We start from the raw sequence: 21,382 nt of genomic DNA, 5'->3' as shown, positions 1-21,382 counted from the left end.
CTGAAGATTCATGGCGACATTTTACGATGCGATCACCGATAAGCAGCGCGACCTGATCGGGCGGCAACATCTGTTTTTCGTCGCCACGGCCCCCGATCAGGGCCGCGTCAATCTATCGCCCAAGGGCATGGATAGTTTCCGCATCCTCGGCCCCAACCAGGTCGCGTATCTGGACCTGACCGGCAGCGGCAACGAGACTTCGGCCCATCTGCGGCAAAACGGCCGCATCACAGTGATGTTTTGCGCTTTCCAAGGGACGCCGCGCATCGTGCGGTTGTTTGGCCGTGGACGTGTCGTGACGCAAACCGACGCCGCGTGGGCGGAGTTGTCGGCACTGTTCCCCAAGCACCCCGGCAGCCGTCAAATCATGATCATCGACGTTGAACAAACCCAGGATTCCTGTGGTACGGGCGTGCCGCTGTATGACTATAAAGGTGATCGCGACGCCCTTGTGAACGAATGGGCCAAGCGCGGCCCGGACGGCGTGCGCACATACTGGCAAGAACGCAATCACACCAGCATCGACGGCTTAAAACCCTATCCGTTGGACGACTGATCGGCGATTTGCCCAGGGTGAATTCCGACCTGTCTTCATTGTCATAAATCTGATACATAGCTTTCACATTAAAAAGACGCGCCTATCCGCCTATGAGGCAGCCTCATGAGGGAAGCTTGAGACCATGATCGACACACCCACCCCCCATAAATCCAAAACCACGCTCGACAAGGATCTGAAAAAGATCACCAAGGTCGAAGCCGCCGCCCAGGTTCAGGGGCAGGCCATGGCGCGGGTCGGGTTGGGGTTCTTGTTTTTGGTCGCGGTGTGGCTGTTCACCTCGAACCACGGCATGGCGTTCAGCCCGTTTGTGGTCGCAGCGGCGGTGATCGGCGGTTATATGGCGATCAATATCGGTGCCAATGACGTCGCCAACAACGTCGGACCAGCGGTGGGCTCGAAAGCCCTGACGCTGACCGGTGCCATCTTGATCGCAGCGGTGTTCGAAGCCGGCGGCGCGCTGTTGGCGGGCGGCGACGTGGTGTCGACCATCAAAAGCGGCATTATCGATCCGAGCCTGATGCCCGATGCGGCGACCTTCATGACCGCGATGCTGGCGGCGCTGTTGGCTGCCGCGCTGTGGCTCAACCTCGCGACCTATCTGGGCGCGCCGGTGTCCACCACCCATTCCATCGTCGGCGGGGTCATGGGCGCGGGCATCGCCGCCACCGGCTTTGGCGCGGTCAACTGGGCCACGGTCAGCAAGATCGCCGCCAGCTGGGTGATCTCCCCGGTGATGGGCGGCGTCATCGCGGCGGGGTTTTTGTTCTTCCTCAAGCTCAAGGTGCTCAATAAGGCCAACAAGATCGAAGCCGCGCAAAAATGGGTCCCCGTGGTGGTCGCGATCATGGCCGGCGCGTTCACCATGTATTTGATGAACAAAGGCATCAAGAAAATCTACAAGTCGAGCTGGACCGAAATCATCGTCGCCGGTCTCGCGGTCTATGCCTTGGCCTGGTACGCCACCCGCGCGAGGGTCAAGTTCGTATCTCAAAACATGGAAAACCGCCGCAAGTCGGTGAACGCGCTGTTCGTTTTGCCGCTGATCATTTCCGCTGCGCTGCTGTCGTTCGCCCACGGCGCCAACGACGTCGCCAACGCGGTCGGGCCCTTGGCGGCGATCGTGTCGGCATCGGCCAGCGGCGAAATCGTCATCAAGGCGGGCATTCCGCTGTGGGTGATGCTGGTCGGCGCGGTGGGCATCTCCATCGGCTTGATGCTGTTCGGCCCGCGCCTGATCAAAACCGTCGGCCAGGAAATCACCAAGCTCAACCCGGTGCGCGCGTTCTGCGTGGCGCTGTCGGCGGCGATCACCGTGATCATCGCCTCGGCCCTGGGGTTACCGGTGAGCTCAACCCACATCGCCGTGGGTGGGGTGTTCGGGGTCGGTTTCTTGCGCGAATATCTCAACCGCCGCGCAACCGAACGACGACGCCTGTCGCCGTTGGCCGCTGCCGAAGTCAGTGCGATCGAGGCCATGCACGAGGTTGAAGACACCGCACCCGAACTGCAGCACGTGCCGGGCCTCGCCCACGCCACGGATACGCCGAATACCCCCACCAAGCCCAACGCGGAACAAAAAGCCATTCAACGCAAATTGGTGCGCCGCCAACACGCCTGGACCATCGCCGCGGCGTGGGTCATCACCGTGCCGTTGGCCGCGCTGCTGGCGGCAGGCCTCTATTTTGCGATGATCGCGGTGGGTGTGAAACCGTAGCGTTTGCTGCAGTTCCCGAGCCAATCGTTTATTTGACGCCCAGGACCTCGACCGATTTGACGATCACGTCGGCGCCGGCGTTGATGATCGCCACCGCGTCGAAGGGATCGCGAAAGCTGGCGTCGCGCGCATTGAGGATTGCTTTGCCGTCCAGGCTGACGATCATCTGGCCGTCCGTGGCGCGGGTCCATTCCAGGCTATGGTTTTTCTGATCTTCCAGCGTGTTGATCGAAGCGCTGTCGATGGTGCCTTCGCCGCGCGACGTTACCCGCACCAGTTCAAGAGACGCCCCGCGGGCGGTTTGCTTGGGATTGTAGACCAGGCGATAGCCTGCGCTGCCGGTACCTTGGGTGACGGCGTAGGCGAAATTGCCCTCGCCCTTCCACGATGAAAAGCTGCTGCTCAGCGCGAAACTGTTGGAAATGCGCGCCCGGGTGCTGAGCACCGCGGGCTTGGCTTCGACCGCAGGGGCCGCCGCCGGGGCGGTGTTGGTGGTGTTTTTGTTGGTCCCCTGCAAGACCGCGCCGAGGATCGAGATCGCGAGTTGTTCCTTGCTGATCTTACCGCCGTTGGCTTCCCCAGACGCGGGCGCGCCGGCCACCGATTTGGAGCGCAGGCCGTAGCCTTGTTCGACCCAGAATTCGCCGCTGACCGTGGTCCAGGTCGGATTGCGGGTCACGTCGCCGTCGATGAAGTCGTCGAACACCAGGCGCTGGGTCCAAGGGCGCTGATAGCGCGCCATCAAATCGCGCAGGTCGCGCAGGAACATGCGGTCGGCAGCGCGGGCTTTTTCGGCGTCGTCGACGAGGACTTTCAAATCTTTGAGCAGGTTTTCGGTGCTGGCCGGCGTGGTTTGCGTCGATGTCGTGCCCGGCGGCGACCACGATTCATAGCGCGTGCCCTGCGCACCCGCACTCAGCGGCGCGGCGACGAAAATGGTGGCAAGCAACACCCGGCGACAGTGAGCGAACGGCATAAACGAAACCTCCCCAATTATGATCTACGCCCAGCTTATCAAGCCTGACGCGCGGCTTCCAGGCTTTGCATGTGCAAAGCGGTGCTTTCAGGGCCGAAGCAGCAAAACGTCACCGTCGCCGGGTGGTCGTGTGCGGCGAGAAAGTCCGCCACCACGGCGATCGCGATTTGCGCAGCGCGGTCCGCCGGAAAGCCGTAAATCCCGGTGGAAATGGCCGGAAAGGCGATGGATTGTAAACCGTGATCCGCCGCGATCTGCAGGCTGCGGCGATAGCACGACGCCAGCGCCGCATCCTCACCCTTTGCGCCACCATGCCAAATCGGCCCGACGGTGTGGATCACATGACGCGCGGGCAAGTCGAAACCGGGCGTCAATTTGGCGTCGCCGGTGGCGCACCCGCCCAAGGTGCGGCAGGCCGCCAACAAACTTGGCCCGGCCGCGCGATGGATCGCGCCGTCCACCCCGCCGCCGCCGAGCAGCGAGCTGTTGGCGGCGTTGACGATGGCGTCGACATCCAAGGTGGTGATGTCGGCCTGGATCACCTGCATGCGCTCGAAAACGATGCTCATCATAGTCGCACTATAGCACGAAAAAGGGCGGCCCTTGCGCGGACCGCCCTTTCGAATTTCAAAACGCTGCGCGGCGATTATTTTTTCGCGTTGCGGGCAATGCCTTCACGGATCAATTCCTTGGCGCGTTCGGGGCCTTCCCAGCCCATCACCTTGACCCACTTGCCGTCCTCGAGATCTTTGTAGTGGGTGAAGAAATGCGCGATCTGTTCGACCAGGATGGGACGCACGTCGGTATAGGATTCGACGTTTTCGTAGTACGGGTGCAGGCGGTGAACCGGCACGCACAGGATCTTTTCGTCGACGCCGCTTTCGTCTTCCATCATCAGCACGCCGATGGGTCGCGACGGAATCACCACGCCGGGGGCCACCACGTGCTGGCCCAGCACGGCGGCATCGACCGGGTCGCCGTCGTCGGACAGGGTGTGGGGAATGAAGCCGTAGTTACACGGATAGTGCATCGCGGTGTGCAGGAAGCGATCGACGAACATCGCGCCGGATTCTTTGTCGAGCTCGTACTTCACCGGATTGCCACCCATGGGCACTTCGATGACGACGTTGAATTCTTCGGGGGCGTTATCGCCGATGGGGAGTTTGGTGATATCCATAGTGAAAGCCGCTCTGGTTTGGGAAAATCAAGAAAGGGCAACCTGCATGTTGCGCCGCACAATAAAAGTGTCTGCGGGCGTGTATGCCATGGATTGCGCGGGTCGTCCACCTCTTTCAAAACCGTTTTAAGCGGACGCCCGTGGTTCAGCCGGTGGATTCTGCTCTTCCGGGGGAAAGCGTTTGATCATCCACACCAACAGTATCAGGCCCGGCAACGCGGCGACGGTGGTGAGGATGAAAAACGTCACCCAATCCACCCGATCCGCCAGCCAACCGCTGCCCGACGACATGATGGTGCGCGAAAACGCCATGAACGAGGTCAGCAACGCATACTGGGTGGCGGTGTAAGCGACGTGGCAAAGGCTTGATAAATAAGCCACGAACGCGGTGGTTCCCATGCCGGTGGTGATGTTTTCGACCGCGATGGTCACCGCCAACATGCGCACATCCGGTCCGGCCCAAGCCTGAGCCACAAACACCAGGTTGGAGGCCGCCATCAGCACGCCGCAGACCAACAACCCGCGCAGAATGCCGAACCGCGCCAACACCACACCACCCAGGATGCCGCCCGCGATAATGGCGTTGAAGCCGAACACCTTGGCCACGGCCGCGATTTCGGTCTTGGTGAACCCGATCTCCAAGAAAAACGGCGTTTTCATCACGCCCAAGATCGCGTCGCCATATTTGTAGAGCAAGATGAACAGCACGATGCTGACCCAGCCGCGCCGGGTCATGAAATCGGCGAACGGGCACACCACCGCGCCGTAAAGCCACGCCATCGCTTCGGCCAGACGCGGCGGTAAATGCTGTTTGCGTTCCAGAAACTCCTCGACCGCCTGCTCGCGCTGCTCGGCTTCGGGCGTCATCGCCACGTCGGGTTCGGGGTTGATCAAGATCGCCACGATGCCGACCCCGACCAGCGCCGCCATGGCGATAAAGACGCTTTGCCACGGGAACATATCGGCGAAAATCAAACCTGCCGCCGCCGTACCCACCTGACCCAATCGCCACCCGAATACCGCCGTCGCCGCACCGGCGGCCAATTTGTCTTCGCTGAGGATCTCGATGCGATAGGCATCCACCACGATGTCTTGGGACGCGGACGAAAACGCCACCGCCAGGGCGAACACCGCCGTCCACCACGGATCGATTCCGGGCTGGGTCAAGCCCATGGCGAAGATCGAGGCGAGCAAAAACAACTGCGTGAACAGCACCCAGCCGCGCCGACGCCCAAACAGCGGCGTGAACAGCGGCAACGCCAGCTTGTCCATCAACGGCGACCACAAAAACTTGATCGCATACGGCAAACTGACCAGCGCGAACAAGCCGATGGTGGTTTTCGACACGCCCTCGTCCACCAGCCACGCGCTTAAGGGGTCGGCCAACACGCCGAACGGCAGACCGCTGGAAAAGCCTAAAAACAACAGCGACAAGACCCGGCGGTCGCGATAAACCTGGGCCGATTGCAGCCAAGAGCGCATGAAAGTCTCCGCAAAAATTCGAACGCTCAGTGTCGGACCGGGGTCTTGAGATCGCGTTAATGGCGAGCGGGGAATTTAGGCTTCGTCGCCCGCGGTCGGCAACTCGAACCAGAAGCTAGAACCCTCGCCTTCGATGGAAGAAAAACCGATCCGGCCGTCCATGTGTTCGATCAGTTCCTTGACGATGGTGAGACCGATGCCGGTGCCTTCGGTTTTGTCTTGTTCTTCCGACAGGCGGTGAAATGGCTGGAAGATCTCGTCTTGACGTGCGGCTGGAATGCCGTGACCGGTATCGGCCACCACGAACCGCCACCGTCCATCCGTAGCGGCTTCGCACGACACATCGATTTCGCCGCCGTCGCGATTGTACTTGATGGCATTGGAAACCAAGTTGATGAACACCTGTGTCAGGCGGTTTTCGTCCGCCAAAACCTTTGGCGCGCCCTGTGTGGCGCAGCGATTATGCAGCTGCACGCTTTTCTTTTCCATCATCGGGGTGTTGGCGGTGATGCTTTGACGCAGGGCATGGTTGGGGTCGACCGGCACAATGTTGAGGCGGATTTCCCCGCTTTCGATTTTCGCCAGTTCGAGAATTTCGTTGATCAGCCCGTGCAGGTGGGTGCCGGAAAAGTGGATGTCGTCGATGTAGCTTTTCTGCGTTTCGTTCAGATTGCCGTCGATGTTGAGCTTCATGAAATCGCTGAACCCGATGATGGCGTTGAGCGGTGTGCGCAGCTCATGGCTCATCGAAGCGAGAAACTTGGATTTGGCCTCGTTGGCGGCTTCGGCCTCTTTTTTCGCCGCTTCCAATTCGGCCGTGCGTTCTTTCACCAAATCTTCCAGCTTGGTGCGCGCGGTTTCGCGTTCGCGCACCGTTTTAATGCCGCGAACGTGCCACGCCGTCAGACCGAAGAGGCCCAGCATCCAGGTCAAACCGTGCGATATCGCGTTGCCTTTCAAAAACTCGGCCAGCTGAACACGATACGGTTTCATGGGCACCATGGTGCCGACCCCGCCCAAAACGTCACCGACCTCATACCCCTGCAGGCCATGACATTTCAGACAGACCTTGGTGGCGACCATGGGGCGGATCATGCGAAAGAATTCTTCACCGTTGATGGTGGTAATTTCGCGCACCTCTTCTGCGCCGCGCTGAAACGCCTCGATGGCGGCGGTTTCCCACGGATCGGCGAGATGGTCGGGCTGAAACGGATTGAGGCTCACCAAACGGCCCTGCACGCCGTACAGCTGCGCGTACTCGTCCATGATCTGACGCACCATCGTGGCGGGATTGACCAGCGTCAGCATACGTCCCGATGGGGTCATGATGTCGCGTTCTTCGATGTGTTCCATGAACGGGCTGGGCTTTACACCGCGGGTGGCCTCCATATAGACGCCGCCGTGCCCTGCCGCCCATCGGCGCAGGGCTTGGTCCTTGTTGAACGCGCTGATCGCATCCTCATGGGCCATGTCACGGGTATGCGTGTGGGCCAACCGGTTGTTCCAGATAAACAACCCGCCCACCGATATCGTCCAGATCAACGCCAGCATCAACGTGCCGTACGCTCTTTGACGCAATTGCCGATCTATCGCCACCGCGTCCCCCCGACGCAATTGCCCTGTGCGAACAGATTACACGGATCTGATTATTATGACAAATCTTGGAATTTCAAAGCTTAATCGTCGTCACCGCCACCGTTGAACCACCAGCCGTTACCTAACGATGTGCCCGACGGCGTGACATTGCGTTTTTTCACCGGTTTCCATTTGTCCGTGTAATGACAGTTGCCGCAGCGTTTGGACGCATTGCGGTGACGGTCGTCGTTGGGCGCCTTGGCGGCGTGACAGTTGACGCATTGGCGCAGTTCCGCCTTGGGCAGTAGGTCGTGTTTGAAGCCGGCCGGTTTCCACTTTTCGGTCTTGTGGCAGATGCCGCACTTGATGCGCATCTCCGCCGTCAGGCGGTCGTGGGTCTTGTCCTTCGGCGTCGCCGCCTTGTGACACGTTGCGCATTGTTCCAGCTCCGCCTTGGGCAGCAGATCGTGCTTGAAGCTTGCCGGCTTCCACTTTTCGGTCTTGTGGCAGATGCCGCATTTGATGCGCATTTCCTCCGTCAGGCGGTCGTGGGTCTTATCTTTCGGCGTCGCAGCCTTGTGACAAGTGGCGCATTGTTGCAACTCCGCCTTGGGCAGCAGGTCGTGTTTGAAGGTCGCAGGCTTCCACTTGTCGGTCTTGTGGCACAGACCGCACTGGTCGCGAACCTCGGTGCTCAAGCCGTCATGGGTCTTGTCCTTCGGCGTCGCAGCCTTGTGACAGCTGGCGCATTGCTGCAGTTCCGCCTTCGGCAGCAAGTCGTGCTTGAAGGTCGCCGGTTTCCATTTGTCGGTGACATGGCACAGGCCGCACTTGTTCGAGACGTTTTGGTGCAGCTTGTCTTTGGGCGTGTGCGCCGTATGGCACGCCGCGCAGTCTTCCAGGTCCGCCTTGGCCAAATTCGCATGCTTGAATTCGACCGGTTTCCACTTGTCGGTAACGTGGCACAGGCCGCACTTTTCGGTGCTGGTTTGATGCAGCTTGTCCTTGGGCGTCGCGGCCTTGTGGCAGCTTACGCACTGGGCCAGCTCGGCCTTGGGCAGCAGCTCGTGCTTGAAGGTCGCGGGCTTCCATTTTTCGATGGTGTGGCACTGGCTGCATTCGCTCGAGGCGCTTTTGTGGATGTTATCAACCGGTTTGGCATGGCACGCCACACAGTCCTTTTGCGTCTGTTGGTCCAACAGGTTGTGCGAGAACTTGAACTGGGCGCGATACATGGCGATGCCGACGTGATCGGAATGGCACGCGACGCATTCCTGACCGACCAGCTTTTGATGGAACGCCACCGGGGTCTTGCCCTGGGCCTTGGGCGGCACCACCATGCCCTTGGTGGTGCGCAGTCCGATGTCTTTGACCTTGTGACACTCGACGCACTTGTCGTCCGCCGCGCCCAGGAACAAGGTGTGGCAGGCGAAGCAATCGCCCTCGATATCCTTGTGGCCGTCAATCAGATGGCCGGGGCTGATCATCAGGTTGGCGTACAGGAACGCCAGCACCGTGAGCACGCCCATGTTCAGCCACAAGACGATTTTCACCAGACGGCTCATTTCCACCCCCAAAACATGAAGATGGACACGATGTGGCCGAGCGTCACCACGCCGAACACGAACGAGATGGGAAAGTGCACAATGCGCCATTTGGCCATCAGGTCATAGGTGACCGAATCCCAAAACACCTCGCGCTCGACCTCTTCCTTGCTCATTCCGTGGGATCGGTAGCGCTCTTCCTTTTCCTTCAGGTGCTGGCGCGAACGGTGCAGCAAACGTTGGCCGACCATGCCGCTGAGCACGTTGATGATCATGAAGATCATCGCCAGCCACGGCAGCACCGCGTTGAAGTGGATGCCCGCGTGCACCAACACCATCAGCGATCCCGCCCAGGTCAGGGTTTCGTGCAGCCACAACAGCGCCTTGGGACTGCCCACCGTGATCATCTTGCGCTTGCGCAGCGAATAGAGGAACGACAGCACGATCAAGAGCGTGCCGGGAATGCCCAGATAACGCCCCACCCACACCAGATCGAGGGCGTGCAGCACTTGATCGGACACGATCGCCGCCGCCACCAGCATGGCGAACTGGGCGAAGAACGGCGCGACTTCCTGACGCAGCAGCGATTTCACTTCCATGCGCTCACGCCTCCACCGTCAGATCGCGTTTGGGGCGCGACACGCACATCAGGCAGGTGCCCGGCTCGGGATCGAAATCGGGGCTGTGGGTGTAGCTGACTTCGCCGCTTTGGATGACGGTCTGGCAACTGCCGCAGCCGCCCGCGCGACAGCCCGACGCGATGTCGATGTTGTGTTGTTCGGCGAACTCCAACAAACTTTCGCAGGCCGGATCCCATGGCACGGTTTTGCCCGACGTCGCGAAGGTGACGCTGACGGGACCTGGCGCTTCGTCCTGCGTCTCCGCCGATTCGGCTTGCTGGCGCTTGGGCCGCGGGATCGAGGCCGGGCCGAACGCTTCGTAATGAATGTGCTGGTCGGGCACGCCCCAGTCGTCGAGCGCCGGAACCAGGCTTTCCATCATCGCCCTCGGGCCGCAGATGTAAAAATCGTAGACCTGGAACTTCAACGTTCGGCGCAGCAGATCGACGTCGACGCGGCCCTCGTGTTGATAGTCGCGGCCCAATTGATCGCCTGGCAGCGGACGACTGTAGCAAACGTGCAGATGAAAATTCGGATAGCGCCCGTCGAGACGCTGCAGATGCTCTTGCATAGCTTGCTCTGCGGAATTGCGCACACCGTAAAACAGCCACACTTCGCGATCCGGGTTGTGGGTCAGCGCGTCGTTGAGCATAGAGATCATCGGCGTGATGCCGATGCCGCCCGCGATCAACACGATCGGGCTGGTGCCGCGCTCCAGATAAAAATGGCCGCTGGGTGTTTTGACCTTGAGCACGTCGCCCTCGTCGACGTGGTCGTGAAAGTAACTCGACGACAGGCCCGGCGGCGCGTCGGGTTTGTCGAACGGCGCCTCCACCCGCTTGATCGACACCCGGTAGCGCCCACCACCCGGCGCATCGGACAGCGAATAGCACCGCGTCACCGCCTTGGGCGGGCCGCTTACGGCCTCATCGGCGATGTCGAGCTGAAAGGTGAGAAACTGACCGGGCTTGAAATCGGCCAGTGGCCCGCCGTCTTCGGGTTCCAGGTAAAACGAGCAGATCTTGCCGTCGGGTGATTCGATTTCGCGCTTGGCGACGCGAAAGGGCCGTTCACCCTTCCACGGCCCGCCCTTGCGGCCGGGCTGGAACGCGGCTTTCAGATCGTCGAGGATCGGTTCGCCGGGGGTCGGAACCTCAAGACCACTGAGGCGCTTTTCCATGAACCGCAAATCGCGCCAGCGCTTGACCAGTACCACGAAAGCGGCGATCGCGACCTGCACCAAGGCCCCCAGCATGATGTATAAAAACAGCTCTAAAGCAGTCATAAAGTCGCGGTCATTCAGACATCTAGGTTAAGCCCTTCCCCTCGGGCCCAATGACCATACTGTGTGTAGGGGCGGTTGTTAAGAGCGCCAATCACTTTTTCACGTGATAGCCGGTTTTGAAGATCCACCACACGATGCCCATGCACGCGAACAGGAACGCGGCGATCATCGCGAGACTGAGTTCGATGCCGACGTCGGCGATTTCGTAGAAGCTCCAGCGGAAGCCGCTGACCAGATAAAGCACCGGGTTGAACAGCGTCACCTTTTGCCAAAATTCCGGCAGCATGTGGATCGAATAAAAGCTGCCGCCCAAAAACACCAAGGGCGTGACGACCAGCAACGGCACGATCTGCAGCTTTTCGAAGTTGTCCGCCCACACCCCGATGATGAAGCCGAACAGGCTGAAGCTCACCGCCGTGAGCACCAAAAACGCCACCATCCACACCGGGTGCGCCACCTGGATCGGCACGAACAGGCCCGCCGTGGCCAAGATGATCAGGCCCAAAATCATCGACTTGGTGGCCGCCGCGCCGACGTAGCCCAAGATGATTTCGAACGACGAAATGGGCGCGGACAACAGTTCGTAGATGGTGCCGGTGAACTTGGGGAAATAGATGCCGAACGACGCGTTGGACACGCTTTGCGTCAACAAAGACAGCATGATCAGCCCCGGCACCAAAAACGAACCGTAGCCGACCCCGTCGATTTCGGAAATCCGCGAACCGATGGCCGAGCCAAACACGACGAAATACAGCGACGTGGAAATGACCGGCGAGACCACGCTTTGAAACAGGGTCCGCCACATGCGCGCCATTTCGAACAGATAGATGGCCTTGACCGCATAAAAATTCATGACGCGTCCCTCACCAAATTGACGAAGATGTCTTCCAGCGAACTTTGCGTGGTGTTGAGGTCCTTGAACTTGACCCCGGCGTCGTGCAGCGCGCCCAGCAGTGCGGTGATGCCGGTGTGCTTGGCCTGGGTGTCGTAGGTGTAGATCAGGTGCGCGCCGTCGCCGCTGAGTTCCAGATCGAAGTCGGCCAAGGTGCCCGGCACCGCATCGAGAGTTTGATGCAGTTCCAGCACCAGCTGCTTCTTGCCCAGCTTGCGCATCAGATCGGCTTTATCCTCGACCACCACGATTTCGCCCTTGTTGATCACGCCGACGCGGTCGGCGATTTCCTCGGCTTCCTCGATGTAATGGGTGGTCAAAATGATGGTCGTGCCCGCCGCGCGCAAATCGCGCACCAGCCGCCACATGTCTTGACGCAGCTCCACATCGACGCCGGCGGTGGGTTCGTCCAAGAACAGGATTTCCGGCTGGTGCGACAGCGCCTTGGCGATCAGCACCCGGCGCTTCATACCGCCCGACAGCTCCATGATGCGGTTGTCTTTCTTGTCCCACAACGACAGGTCCTTGAGGATTTTTTCGATGTAGGCGGGATCGGCCTTTTTGCCGAACAGGCCGCGGCTGAAATTCACCGTCGCCCACACGCTTTCGAACGCATCGGTGGTCAGCTCTTGCGGCACCAGTCCGATCAGCGCGCGGGTTTGGCGGTAGTCGGCCTCGATATCGAAACCCGCCACCGTCACCCGCCCCGCACTGGCGGTGACGATGCCGCAAACGATGCTGATCAGCGTGGTCTTGCCCGCGCCGTTGGGTCCCAAAAGCGCGAGGATTTCACCCCGGCGAATGTCGAGGCTGACGCCCTTCAACGCCGCGAAGCCGGTGGCGTAGGTCTTCGATAGGTTTTCGATGGATATCAACGTGTCCGTTTGCATCAAGGCCTGGCCTTCCACTTTCGAGGGGCCGCCATAGCACAACCATAAGCACCGTTCGTCAAGCGTGTGCGACACAAAAAAAGCCCGGCGTATCGAACGCCGGGCTTTTTGTTTGTCGGAACGAGGGGCTTAGCCCTCGGCCTCGGCCTTGCGCGATTCGCGCTTGCGCACGTTGGGGTCGAGGTGACGCTTGCGCATACGCACGTTTTTCGGCGTGACTTCCACCTGCTCGTCGTCTTGGATGTAGGAGATCATCTGTTCCAGGCTCATGCGCCGCGGCGGGGTCAGGCGCACCGCTTCGTCGGTGCCGGACGCACGCACGTTGGTCAGCTGCTTGCCCTTGAGCGGGTTCACTTCCAGATCGCCCGGACGCGAATGCTCGCCGATGATCATGCCTTCGTAGACCTTCACCTGGGCGCCGACGAACAACGGCCCGCGGCCTTCCAGGTTGAACAACGCATAAGGCACCGTCGCGCCGGCGCAGTTGGAGATCAACACTCCGTTGCGGCGACCCGGCAGCGGCCCGGCGTAGGGAACGTAGGAATGGAAGGTCCGCGCCATGATGCCGGTACCGCGCGTTTCGGTGAGGAATTCACCCAAGTACCCGATCATGCCGCGCGCCGGCACGTGGAACACCATGCGGGTCTTGCCCGCACCGGCCTGGCGCATTTCCTTCATCTGGCCTTTGCGCAACGAGATCGCCTCGACCACGATGCCGGCGTATTCTTCGTCGACGTCGACGGTGACTTCTTCCAACGGCTCATGACGCTTGCCGTCGATTTCCTGCATCACCACGCGCGGACGCGACACGGTGAGCTCGAATCCTTCGCGACGCATCTGTTCGATCAACACGCCCAATTGCAGTTCACCGCGACCGGCGACATCGAAGGCTTCGTTGTTTTCGGACTCGGTGATGCGCAGCGCGACGTTGCCTTCGGCCTCGGCGAACAGGCGGTCGCGGATCATGCGCGAGGTCACCTTGGTGCCTTCGGTACCGGCCAGCGGGCTGTCGTTGACGGCGAACATCATCGACAAGGTCGGCGGATCGACCGGCTGGGACGAGATCGGATCGGCCACTTGCGGATCGCACAGGGTGTCGGCCACGGTGGCCTTGACCAGGCCGGCGACGGCAACCAGTTCACCGGAACCGGCTTCGTTGACCGGCACGCGGTCCAGGCCGCGGAAACCCAGCAGCTTGGAAATGCGGCCGGTTTCGATGACCTCGCCTTCGCGGTTCAGGGCCTTGATGGTCATGTTGGGCTTGGCGACGCCGGTTTCGATGCGCCCGGTGAGAATGCGGCCCAAGAATGGATCGCTTTCCAAGGTGGTGACGAGCATCGAGAACGGCGCCTCGAGGTTCACCTTCGGCGCGGGCACGTGGTCCAAAATGGCGTCGAAGATGACGTCCATGTTGTCTTGTGGGCCGTCCGGCTCCAACGCCGCCCAGCCGTTTTTGGCCGAGGCGAAGATGGTCGGAAAGTCGAGCTGTTCTTCGGTCGCGTCCATGGCCGAAAACAGATCGAAGATTTCGTCCTGGACTTCGAAAGCGCGCTGTTCGGGTTTGTCGACCTTGTTGACCACCACGATGGGCTTCAAGCCCAGCTTCAGCGCCTTGCCGGTGACGAACTTGGTTTGCGGCATGGCGCCTTCGGCGGCGTCGACCAACAGCAACACGCCGTCGACCATCGACAAGATACGTTCCACTTCGCCGCCGAAGTCGGCGTGACCCGGGGTATCGACGATGTTGATGCGCGTGCCTTTCCATTCGACCGAGGTCGGCTTGGCGGTGATGGTGATGCCGCGTTCGCGTTCCAACTCGCCGCTGTCCATGGCGCGTTCGGAGACTTTTTCGTTTTCGCGGAACGTGCCGGATTGTTTCAACAGCACGTCGACCAGGGTGGTTTTGCCATGGTCAACGTGAGCGATGATCGCGATATTGCGAAGGTTCATCGGGGGATGCCTTTTTAAATTGCGTCAGCCGAGCTTGGCGGCGACGACTTCGTTAAGGGGGGTTTCGGGACGCGCGCCGAAGTGGCTGATGATCTCGGCCGCGGCGATGCCGCCGAGCCGCGCGCAATGCGCCAGATCATCTGCGTGTCCGTTGGTGTAACCGAACAAGAAGCCCGCGGCGTAGGCATCGCCCGCGCCGGTGGTGTCCACGACGTGCTTGACCAGCTCGCCATCGACGATGTGCACCTCGTCGCCGTTGATCACGACAGAGCCTTTGGCGCTGCGGGTCAGCGCCGCGATTTTGCAATGCCCGCGCACGTGTTGCAGGGCGTCGTCGAAACTGTCGACTTGATAGAGCGCTTTGATTTCGTCTTCGTTGGCGAACAGGATGTCGACGTGGTTTTCGACCAAATCGAGAAAACTGTCGCGGTGGCGATCGACGCAAAACGGATCGGACAGGCTCAGCGACACCTCGCGGTTCGCTTCATGGGCCAGCACGGCGGCTTTGACGAACGCCGCCTTGGCGTCTTCCTTGTCCCACAAATAGCCTTCCAGGTACGTCACCTTGGAGGTGCGGATCACGCTCGGATCGACGTCGTGGGGACCCAACTCGACGCATGCACCGAGATAGGTGTTCATGGTGCGCTCCGCATCCGGCGTGACGTGGATCAGGCAGCGTGCGGTGGGTGCGCCGTCGGTCGCGGCATCGGTCGCGAAATGCACGCCGATGGCCGAGATGTCGTGACGGAAGACCTTGCCCAGCGTGTCGTCCTTGACCTTTCCGATGAACGCGCCCTTGCCGCCCAACGACGCCAGACCGGCGATGGTGTTGGCGGCGGACCCGCCCGAACACTCGATGCCCGCGCCCATGTCGGCGTACAGCTTGTCGGCGGCGGCCGTGTCGATCAGCGCCATGGTGCCTTTGGTCATGCCGTGGCGGGTCAAAAAGTCTTCGGTCTCGTGGCTCAAAACGTCCACGATCGCATTGCCGATCCCCACCACGTCAAACCGTGCGTTTTCGCCCGCACCCGACATATCGCTCACTCCTCAAAACAGAAAGAAGCCCCCGAAGCCGGGAGCCCACAATTTCCGCGCAGTATAGCGACGAAAGCCGGTGGGGCAAGGGTTGAAAAAAGACGCTGAAATTCACGCCGTTTTCATTCGCAATCCGCCGCGTAACGCCGTTGTGGGGGCACCACCCTTGCGTCTGCCCGCGTTCATGTCTATTTCTGACACAACGCGTCACACGACTTTGATTTTCGGAGACCGAACCGCATGGGCCGCATTCTTACCGCATATTTTAAGGCGTTCGAACAATTGTCCGACCCCAAGACCCGTGCGGTGATTTGGGCGTCGATCGGTTGGTCGGTGGCGATTTTCGTCGGCTTGTTCATCGCGTTGGTCGTTTTGCTCAAAGCGACCACGTTCATCGCCATCGGTCCGTTGGAGATGCTGTTCGATTTCGTCACCTTGCTCGGTGCACCGGTTTTGACGTGGCTGCTGTTTCCCGCCGTGGTCACCGCCATCGGCGCATTGATGCTGGACAAGGTCGTCGATGCGGTGGAGCAGCGCCACTATCCGCACCTTGCCATGGCCCCGGGCGCCAGCCTGGCCGAAAGCATCGGTCCGGCGATCAAGTTCTTGGGCGTGACGGTTGGGCTCAACTTGCTGATCGTGCCGCTGTTCGTGGTGGTGCCGCTGTGGCCGTTTATTCCGTTCATCTATCTGGCGCTCAACGGATACCTGCTGAGCCGCGAATATTTCGAGCTGGTGGCGCTGCGCCGTTTGAGCGTCGCGGACGCCAACCTGATGCGCCTGCGCTGGCGCACGCCGCTGTTTTTCGCCGGGGCCGGGTTTGCGTTCATGCTGACCGTGCCGATCTTAAACCTGATCGCACCGATCCTCGCCACCGCGGCGACGGTGCATCTGTTCGAAGCGTGGCGTGCCAAAGACAATCTTTCCGACAAGCCTTCGCCGTCACGCGGTTCGGGCGACGTCGTCGTGCCCCCCGTCAACACCCCGCCAACCCAGACGTAACGGAAGTTTGATGCAAAAGCTCATCGCCTGCGCTGCGATCCTGACCCTCGCCGCTTGTGCCGCGCCGAACACCCCGGGCGCGCCGGCCGTGACCCCGGAAACGGTCAACAGCGAACCCGCCGCGCCGCTCGCCGCACCGACCGAAAAGGTGGTCACCATCACCTCGGCAAAACCCAAAATCACCAGCGCGCAGCTGCTGGGCCGTGACGGCGATTGGTTGAAGTCCAGGCTTGGCGAGCCGGCGTTCGTGCGCAGCGAAAAGACTGCCAACATCTGGCAGTACAAAAATCACGTTTGCGTGCTCAACGTCTTTTTATATGTCGAAGGCGATGACGCCGTGCCGCACGTACTGCATTTCGACGCGCGCAACATCAAAGGCGACAACACCGACCGCGACCGTTGCCTTGCCATGCTGCAGAATTGATCTATAGCGTCTTGCCCTTGAACGCGCACAAATCGTGCACCGCACACACCGCGCAGTCGGGCTTTCGCGCCTTGCACACATAGCGTCCGTGCAAGATCAGCCAATGATGGGCGTGGACCATGAATTCGGCGGGCACCACCTTGAGCAGCTTTTTTTCCACCGCCAAGACGGTCTTGCCCGGGGCCAACCCGGTGCGGTTGGAAACGCGAAAGATGTGCGTGTCCACCGCCATGGTCGGTTCGCCCCAGCACACGTTGAGCACCACGTTGGCGGTCTTGCGCCCGACCCCGGGCAGCTTTTCCAAATCCGTTCGGTCGCGCGGCACCTCGCCGCCAAAATCGTTAATGAGCATCTGGCTCATGGCGATGACGTTCTTGGCCTTGTTGTTGTATAGGCCAATGGTCTTGATGTGGTCCTTCAGTCCGCCCAGTCCCAGCTTGAGCATTTTTTGCGGCGTGTCGGCGATCTTGAACAGCTTTTCGGTGGCCTTGTTGACGCCCACGTCGGTGGCTTGCGCGGACAGAGAAACCGCTACCACCAAGGTGTAGGGATTGGTCCAATTCAGCTCCGACTTCGGTTCCGGATCGGCGGCGCGCAGGCGTGTGAAGAATTCTTGAACATCGGCTTTTTTCATGGGCGTCAGCCTAAAGCAAATCGCGCATGGTTTCCAAGCCCCAGACGTGGACTTTACCCCTCCCGCAGATTCATTTTTTTGTGGAAAAATTTTTCAAACTTCTCCACATATTTTTTATGCAAACCATCGATATTGCCGAACGCATGGAAACAAACGGTGGGCTGAAAGCGTTTATCATGACGTTGCGGCCCCGGCGTAGCGCCGACCCGCGCGTGGCCTATGGCTTTTGCGCCGTGTTGGGAGTGTTCTGGTTCATCGCCGGGCTGTTTTTCACCATCTCCATGGGCGGCTGGCCGCTGCTTGGTTTTTTCGGCGCGGAGTTCATATTCATCGCCGGTATGGTGCACATCTTCATCCGCCGCACCGAAGTGGTCGAAACCATCGAGATCACCGCCGACGCCGTGCATATCACCCGCCGCGATTTGAGCGGTCAGCAAACGAAGGATTTTCCCGCCTATTGGGCGCAGGTGTCGTTCAGCGGATCACCGACCGAAAACGCTGCCCTGGAAATTCGCAGTCATGGCGATGCTGTTGAAATCGGCCGGTTTTTATCCGCATCGGAAAAAAACCGCACCGCCGATCAAATTCAGGATGTGTTGCGGCGCCTGAAGTCTGCGCCAACCCCCTAAGCTCAAAAACCCAGCACGTCTTTCATCGAATACACGCCCGGCTGTTGCGAACTTGCCCATTGGGCTGCGCGTACCGCGCCGCCTGCGAAGACTTCGCGCGATGAGGCCTTGTGGGTGATTTCCACCCGCTCGCCGGGACCTGCAAACATCACCGTGTGATCGCCGACCACATCGCCGCCACGCAGGGTGGCAAAGCCGATCTCGCCGCGCGGGCGCGCCCCGACGATACCGTCGCGCGCTTTGCAGGCCACCTCGTCCAACACCACACCGCGACCCGCTGCCGCCGCATGGCCCAAGGCCAGCGCGGTGCCAGAAGGGGCGTCGACTTTGTGGTGGTGGTGCATTTCCAACACTTCGATGTCGTAGGCATCAGGCAGGATTTGCGCGGCTTTTTCCACCAAACCCAGCAACACGTTGACGCCGACCGAATAATTGGCTGCTTGCACGATTACGGTTTTTTCACCCGCCGCGTCGACAGCGGCCTGTTGGGCGGCGTCCAGTCCGGTGGTGCCGATGATCAAGGCCGTGCCGCTTTCGGCGGCCAGCATCGCGTGTGCGGCGGTGGCAGTGGGCACGGTGAAATCGATCACCGCGTCGGCGGCCTCGAACAGGGCCCGCGGATCCGACGTCAAGGTCACGCCGACAGCGTCCGCGCCGATCAACTCGCCCAGGTCACGGCCCATGTCCGGGTGGCCTGCGGCTTCGCTACCGCCCGCCAGATCAGCGCCATCGGCCGCAAGAACAGCGGCAATCAACATGCGACCCATGCGCCCGGCGGCGCCGACAATTGCGATCTTCATAACTCAAACCCGTCTTTAGTGTTGCGTGCGACAGCTTTATCACCATCACAAATCAAACACCACACCCTTGCCCCAACCCAGCCGCACAACCGCCGCAGGAGAGTCTACATCTCATGATGTATGTGGTTTATACCGCAACATTTTAGCATGTATCCAGAACGGAGACTTCCATATGAAACGTGTTACCAAGCAAGACCTTATTCGCGCCGCTTTCAACGGCATGCAGGCGGCGGAACGTAAATTCAGCGCGTTGACCTCCAACAGCGTCTATCTCAATCGCGCACCGGAATACCTTTTGACCGTCAATGTCGCGGAAAAACTAGGCAAAAGCGCGCCCAACCATCTGACTTGGTTGGAATTCCAACTCAGCCAAGCCCGGTCTGAACGGCGCAGTCATCACCTCAGTTCAACACACACGCACGGTCGCGGCGACGGCCGGTGCGACATTTTGATGTGCTGGGCGGCCAGCAAAGAGCCGCGCGCCGCGTTCGAAATCAAACGCGACGTCCAATCCCTGAATAAAATCAAAACCGATGTGGAAAGAATTTTGTATTTGATGGGCGATGGTGTTGACGGCAACACCTTGCAATTCGGCGCGGTGATGTTCAACACCATGGCCGAGAGCATGCACGGCCAGCAGGTCATTAAATCCCGCGTGAGCCAGTTCCGCGAACAGCTCGAAGACTGGCGCGTCACGCTGGGTGGCAAGCACCGCCGTCTCAACATCATCGCTGGTCGCGTCAAAAAACGCCGCGCGGGCGATTACTGGGCGCCACTGGCGCTGGTCGCGGAACGCACCCAAGCATGAACACGGTCTAAACCATCTCAACATCGTGCTGATTTCAATGGGCCATCCCGCCCACATAATGCCGGGCCGGTCGGTCCACACGCATAAGACGAACAGAAAAATAAACTACAAGTTGATATTATCAGACAAATACACGCTTTGGTGACGCCGCAACGCTGCAGCATCACCGCGATGAACCCTAAGCCGCGCTGGCTTAGTCCTTCAAATCTTCCCAGATTTCCTTGACCTTGGAGAAGAAGCCGCCGCTTTGCGGGCTGTGCTTATTCTCGTCTCCACCTTCGGCGCGGAACTGTTCCATCAGTTCTTTTTGCTTCTTGGTCAGATTGACCGGCGTTTCCACCGAAAGTTCGACGAACATATCGCCCCGCGAGCTGGATCGCAGCACGCTCATGCCCTTGCCGCGCAGACGGAACTGCTGGCCCGACTGAGTGCCGGCGGGAATGTTGATGCGTGCGCGCGAACCATCGACGGACGGCACTTCGACCGAACCGCCGAGCGACGCCGTGGTCATCGGCACCGGAACGCGCACATAGATGTTCGCGCCTTCGCGTTGGAAAATGCGATGCGACTTGATCGACAAAAAGATATACAGATCGCCCGCCGGCGCGCCGCGCAAACCGGCTTCGCCTTCGCCGGACAGGCGGATGCGGGTACCGTCCTCGACGCCTGCGGGAATGTTGACGCTGAGGGTTTTTTCCTTGTGCACCCGGCCGGTGCCCGAACAGTTGCGACACGGGTCCTTGATAACCTTGCCTTGACCGTGACATGACGGGCAGGTGCGTTCGACGGTGAAAAAGCCCTGTTGGCTGCGCACCCGGCCATGGCCGCCGCAGGTCGAGCAGTTGACCGGTTCGGACCCCGGCGTCGCGCCGGTACCGTGACAGGTCCCGCATGCCACCGAACCGGGCACGCGAATTTCCGTGGATTTGCCTTTGTAGGCGTCTTCCAGGCTGATTTCCATGTTGAAACGGAGATCGGAGCCGCGCCCCGATTGTTCCTGGCCGCGTCCGCGTCCACCACCGAAACCGCCGCCGCCGCCACCGAACATTTCTTCGAAAATGTCGGCGAAACCGCCGCCGAAACCCTCGAACCCGCCCGCACCGAAGCCGCCCGGCCCGCCCGGGCCGCCTTGTTCGAACGCGGCGTGACCGAAGCGATCGTAAGCCGCGCGTTTTTCCGCGTCCTTGAGCACCTCGTAGGCTTCGTTGAGATCTTTGAATTTCTGCTCGGCAGCTTTATCGTCCGGATTGCGGTCCGGATGATATTTCATGGCAAGTTTGCGATACGCCTTTTTGATCTCGTCGCCGTCGGCGCTTTTCGAGACCCCAAGCAGCTCGTAATAGTCCTGCTTCGCCATTGCTTTATCCACTCATCCCCTAGAGCCGA

General features: G+C 60.3%; 21 protein-coding genes. 6 read left to right on the top strand and 15 right to left on the bottom strand.

Going from position 1 to position 21,382, the window contains the following annotated elements:
- The first annotated feature begins 10 nt into the window (after positions 1-10).
- Together VIN96_RS01290 and VIN96_RS01285 are read left to right on the top strand one after the other, a co-directional pair.
- Entirely contained in the window at positions 11-556 is a 546-nt protein-coding gene (locus VIN96_RS01290; RefSeq protein ID WP_331893606.1) for a pyridoxamine 5'-phosphate oxidase family protein, read from the top strand.
- A gap of 124 nt (positions 557-680) precedes the next feature.
- Positions 681-2,273, top strand: coding sequence for an inorganic phosphate transporter (locus tag VIN96_RS01285; RefSeq protein WP_331893605.1), 1,593 nt, complete (start codon positions 681-683; stop codon positions 2,271-2,273).
- A gap of 28 nt (positions 2,274-2,301) precedes the next feature.
- Here VIN96_RS01285 and VIN96_RS01280 read toward each other — a convergent pair whose 3' ends face one another.
- The 12 genes from VIN96_RS01280 to VIN96_RS01225 form a co-directional block, all read right to left on the bottom strand.
- Positions 2,302-3,249 (bottom strand): hypothetical protein, encoded by a 948-nt coding sequence (locus tag VIN96_RS01280; RefSeq protein WP_331893604.1) that lies wholly within the window; start codon positions 3,247-3,249, stop codon positions 2,302-2,304.
- A gap of 38 nt (positions 3,250-3,287) precedes the next feature.
- A complete protein-coding gene (locus VIN96_RS01275; protein ID WP_331893603.1) occupies positions 3,288-3,821 on the bottom strand; it encodes an O-acetyl-ADP-ribose deacetylase in 534 nt (177 codons plus the stop codon).
- A 74-nt stretch (positions 3,822-3,895) separates the two neighbouring features.
- The gene (ppa, locus tag VIN96_RS01270; RefSeq protein WP_331893602.1) at positions 3,896-4,426 is read right to left on the bottom strand and encodes an inorganic diphosphatase; all 531 of its coding nucleotides are present in this window, start codon (positions 4,424-4,426) and stop codon (positions 3,896-3,898) included.
- A gap of 126 nt (positions 4,427-4,552) precedes the next feature.
- Entirely contained in the window at positions 4,553-5,908 is a 1,356-nt protein-coding gene (locus VIN96_RS01265; RefSeq protein ID WP_331893601.1) for an AmpG family muropeptide MFS transporter, read from the bottom strand.
- A 75-nt stretch (positions 5,909-5,983) separates the two neighbouring features.
- Positions 5,984-7,504 carry a sensor histidine kinase gene (locus VIN96_RS01260; RefSeq protein WP_331893600.1) on the bottom strand — a complete coding sequence of 507 codons (1,521 nt, stop codon included), beginning with the start codon at positions 7,502-7,504 and terminating at the stop codon, positions 5,984-5,986.
- A gap of 80 nt (positions 7,505-7,584) precedes the next feature.
- Complete coding sequence (locus VIN96_RS01255; RefSeq protein WP_331893599.1) at positions 7,585-9,048, bottom strand: hypothetical protein; 1,464 nt, start codon at positions 9,046-9,048, stop codon at positions 7,585-7,587.
- On the bottom strand, positions 9,045-9,626 hold the full coding sequence (locus VIN96_RS01250; protein WP_331893598.1) for a hypothetical protein: 582 nt from the start codon (positions 9,624-9,626) through the stop codon (positions 9,045-9,047). Before VIN96_RS01250 ends, VIN96_RS01255 begins: the two co-directional genes overlap by 4 nt.
- Before the next feature lie 4 nt (positions 9,627-9,630).
- On the bottom strand, positions 9,631-10,932 hold the full coding sequence (locus tag VIN96_RS01245; protein ID WP_331893597.1) for a 2Fe-2S iron-sulfur cluster-binding protein: 1,302 nt from the start codon (positions 10,930-10,932) through the stop codon (positions 9,631-9,633).
- A gap of 91 nt (positions 10,933-11,023) precedes the next feature.
- Positions 11,024-11,785: an ABC transporter permease gene (locus tag VIN96_RS01240; RefSeq protein WP_331893596.1), complete on the bottom strand. Its 762-nt coding sequence runs from the start codon at positions 11,783-11,785 to the stop codon at positions 11,024-11,026.
- A complete protein-coding gene (locus tag VIN96_RS01235) occupies positions 11,782-12,714 on the bottom strand; it encodes an ABC transporter ATP-binding protein (protein ID WP_331893595.1) in 933 nt (310 codons plus the stop codon). The genes VIN96_RS01240 and VIN96_RS01235 overlap by 4 nt, the downstream gene beginning before the upstream one ends.
- Before the next feature lie 129 nt (positions 12,715-12,843).
- A complete protein-coding gene (gene typA / locus VIN96_RS01230; RefSeq protein WP_331893594.1) occupies positions 12,844-14,664 on the bottom strand; it encodes a translational GTPase TypA in 1,821 nt (606 codons plus the stop codon).
- A gap of 24 nt (positions 14,665-14,688) precedes the next feature.
- Positions 14,689-15,699: an adenosine kinase gene (locus VIN96_RS01225; RefSeq protein ID WP_331893593.1), complete on the bottom strand. Its 1,011-nt coding sequence runs from the start codon at positions 15,697-15,699 to the stop codon at positions 14,689-14,691.
- A 240-nt stretch (positions 15,700-15,939) separates the two neighbouring features.
- On the opposite strand from VIN96_RS01225, the gene VIN96_RS01220 reads away from it, so the two are divergent.
- Both VIN96_RS01220 and VIN96_RS01215 read left to right on the top strand, forming a co-directional pair.
- Entirely contained in the window at positions 15,940-16,701 is a 762-nt protein-coding gene (locus tag VIN96_RS01220; RefSeq protein ID WP_331893592.1) for an EI24 domain-containing protein, read from the top strand.
- 10 nt (positions 16,702-16,711) lie between these two features.
- A complete protein-coding gene (locus VIN96_RS01215) occupies positions 16,712-17,125 on the top strand; it encodes a hypothetical protein (RefSeq protein ID WP_331893591.1) in 414 nt (137 codons plus the stop codon).
- Position 17,126: 1 nt separating this feature from the next.
- On the opposite strand, the gene nth is transcribed toward VIN96_RS01215, so the two are convergent.
- A complete protein-coding gene (nth, locus tag VIN96_RS01210; RefSeq protein ID WP_331893590.1) occupies positions 17,127-17,759 on the bottom strand; it encodes an endonuclease III in 633 nt (210 codons plus the stop codon).
- Between the two features lie 116 nt (positions 17,760-17,875).
- On the opposite strand from nth, the gene VIN96_RS01205 reads away from it, so the two are divergent.
- Positions 17,876-18,388 (top strand): DUF2244 domain-containing protein, encoded by a 513-nt coding sequence (locus VIN96_RS01205; RefSeq protein ID WP_331893589.1) that lies wholly within the window; start codon positions 17,876-17,878, stop codon positions 18,386-18,388.
- 2 nt (positions 18,389-18,390) lie between these two features.
- Here the strand turns inward: VIN96_RS01205 and dapB are convergent, their stop codons facing one another.
- On the bottom strand, positions 18,391-19,188 hold the full coding sequence (gene dapB / locus VIN96_RS01200; RefSeq protein WP_331893588.1) for a 4-hydroxy-tetrahydrodipicolinate reductase: 798 nt from the start codon (positions 19,186-19,188) through the stop codon (positions 18,391-18,393).
- A gap of 172 nt (positions 19,189-19,360) precedes the next feature.
- Between dapB and VIN96_RS01195 the strand changes: the two genes are divergently transcribed.
- The gene (locus tag VIN96_RS01195; RefSeq protein ID WP_331893587.1) at positions 19,361-19,996 is read left to right on the top strand and encodes a hypothetical protein; all 636 of its coding nucleotides are present in this window, start codon (positions 19,361-19,363) and stop codon (positions 19,994-19,996) included.
- Positions 19,997-20,189: 193 nt separating this feature from the next.
- Here the strand turns inward: VIN96_RS01195 and dnaJ are convergent, their stop codons facing one another.
- Positions 20,190-21,353, bottom strand: a complete 1,164-nt coding sequence (dnaJ, locus tag VIN96_RS01190; RefSeq protein ID WP_331893586.1) for a molecular chaperone DnaJ — start codon at positions 21,351-21,353, stop codon at positions 20,190-20,192.
- Positions 21,354-21,382: the final 29 nt, after the last annotated feature.

The organism is Magnetovibrio sp. (genome assembly GCF_036568125.1).
In the GTDB taxonomy this organism is placed as follows: domain Bacteria; phylum Pseudomonadota; class Alphaproteobacteria; order Rhodospirillales; family Magnetovibrionaceae; genus Magnetovibrio.
The sequence above is the reverse complement of the archived record's forward strand: the minus strand, read 5'-3'. Positions and strand labels throughout refer to the sequence as shown.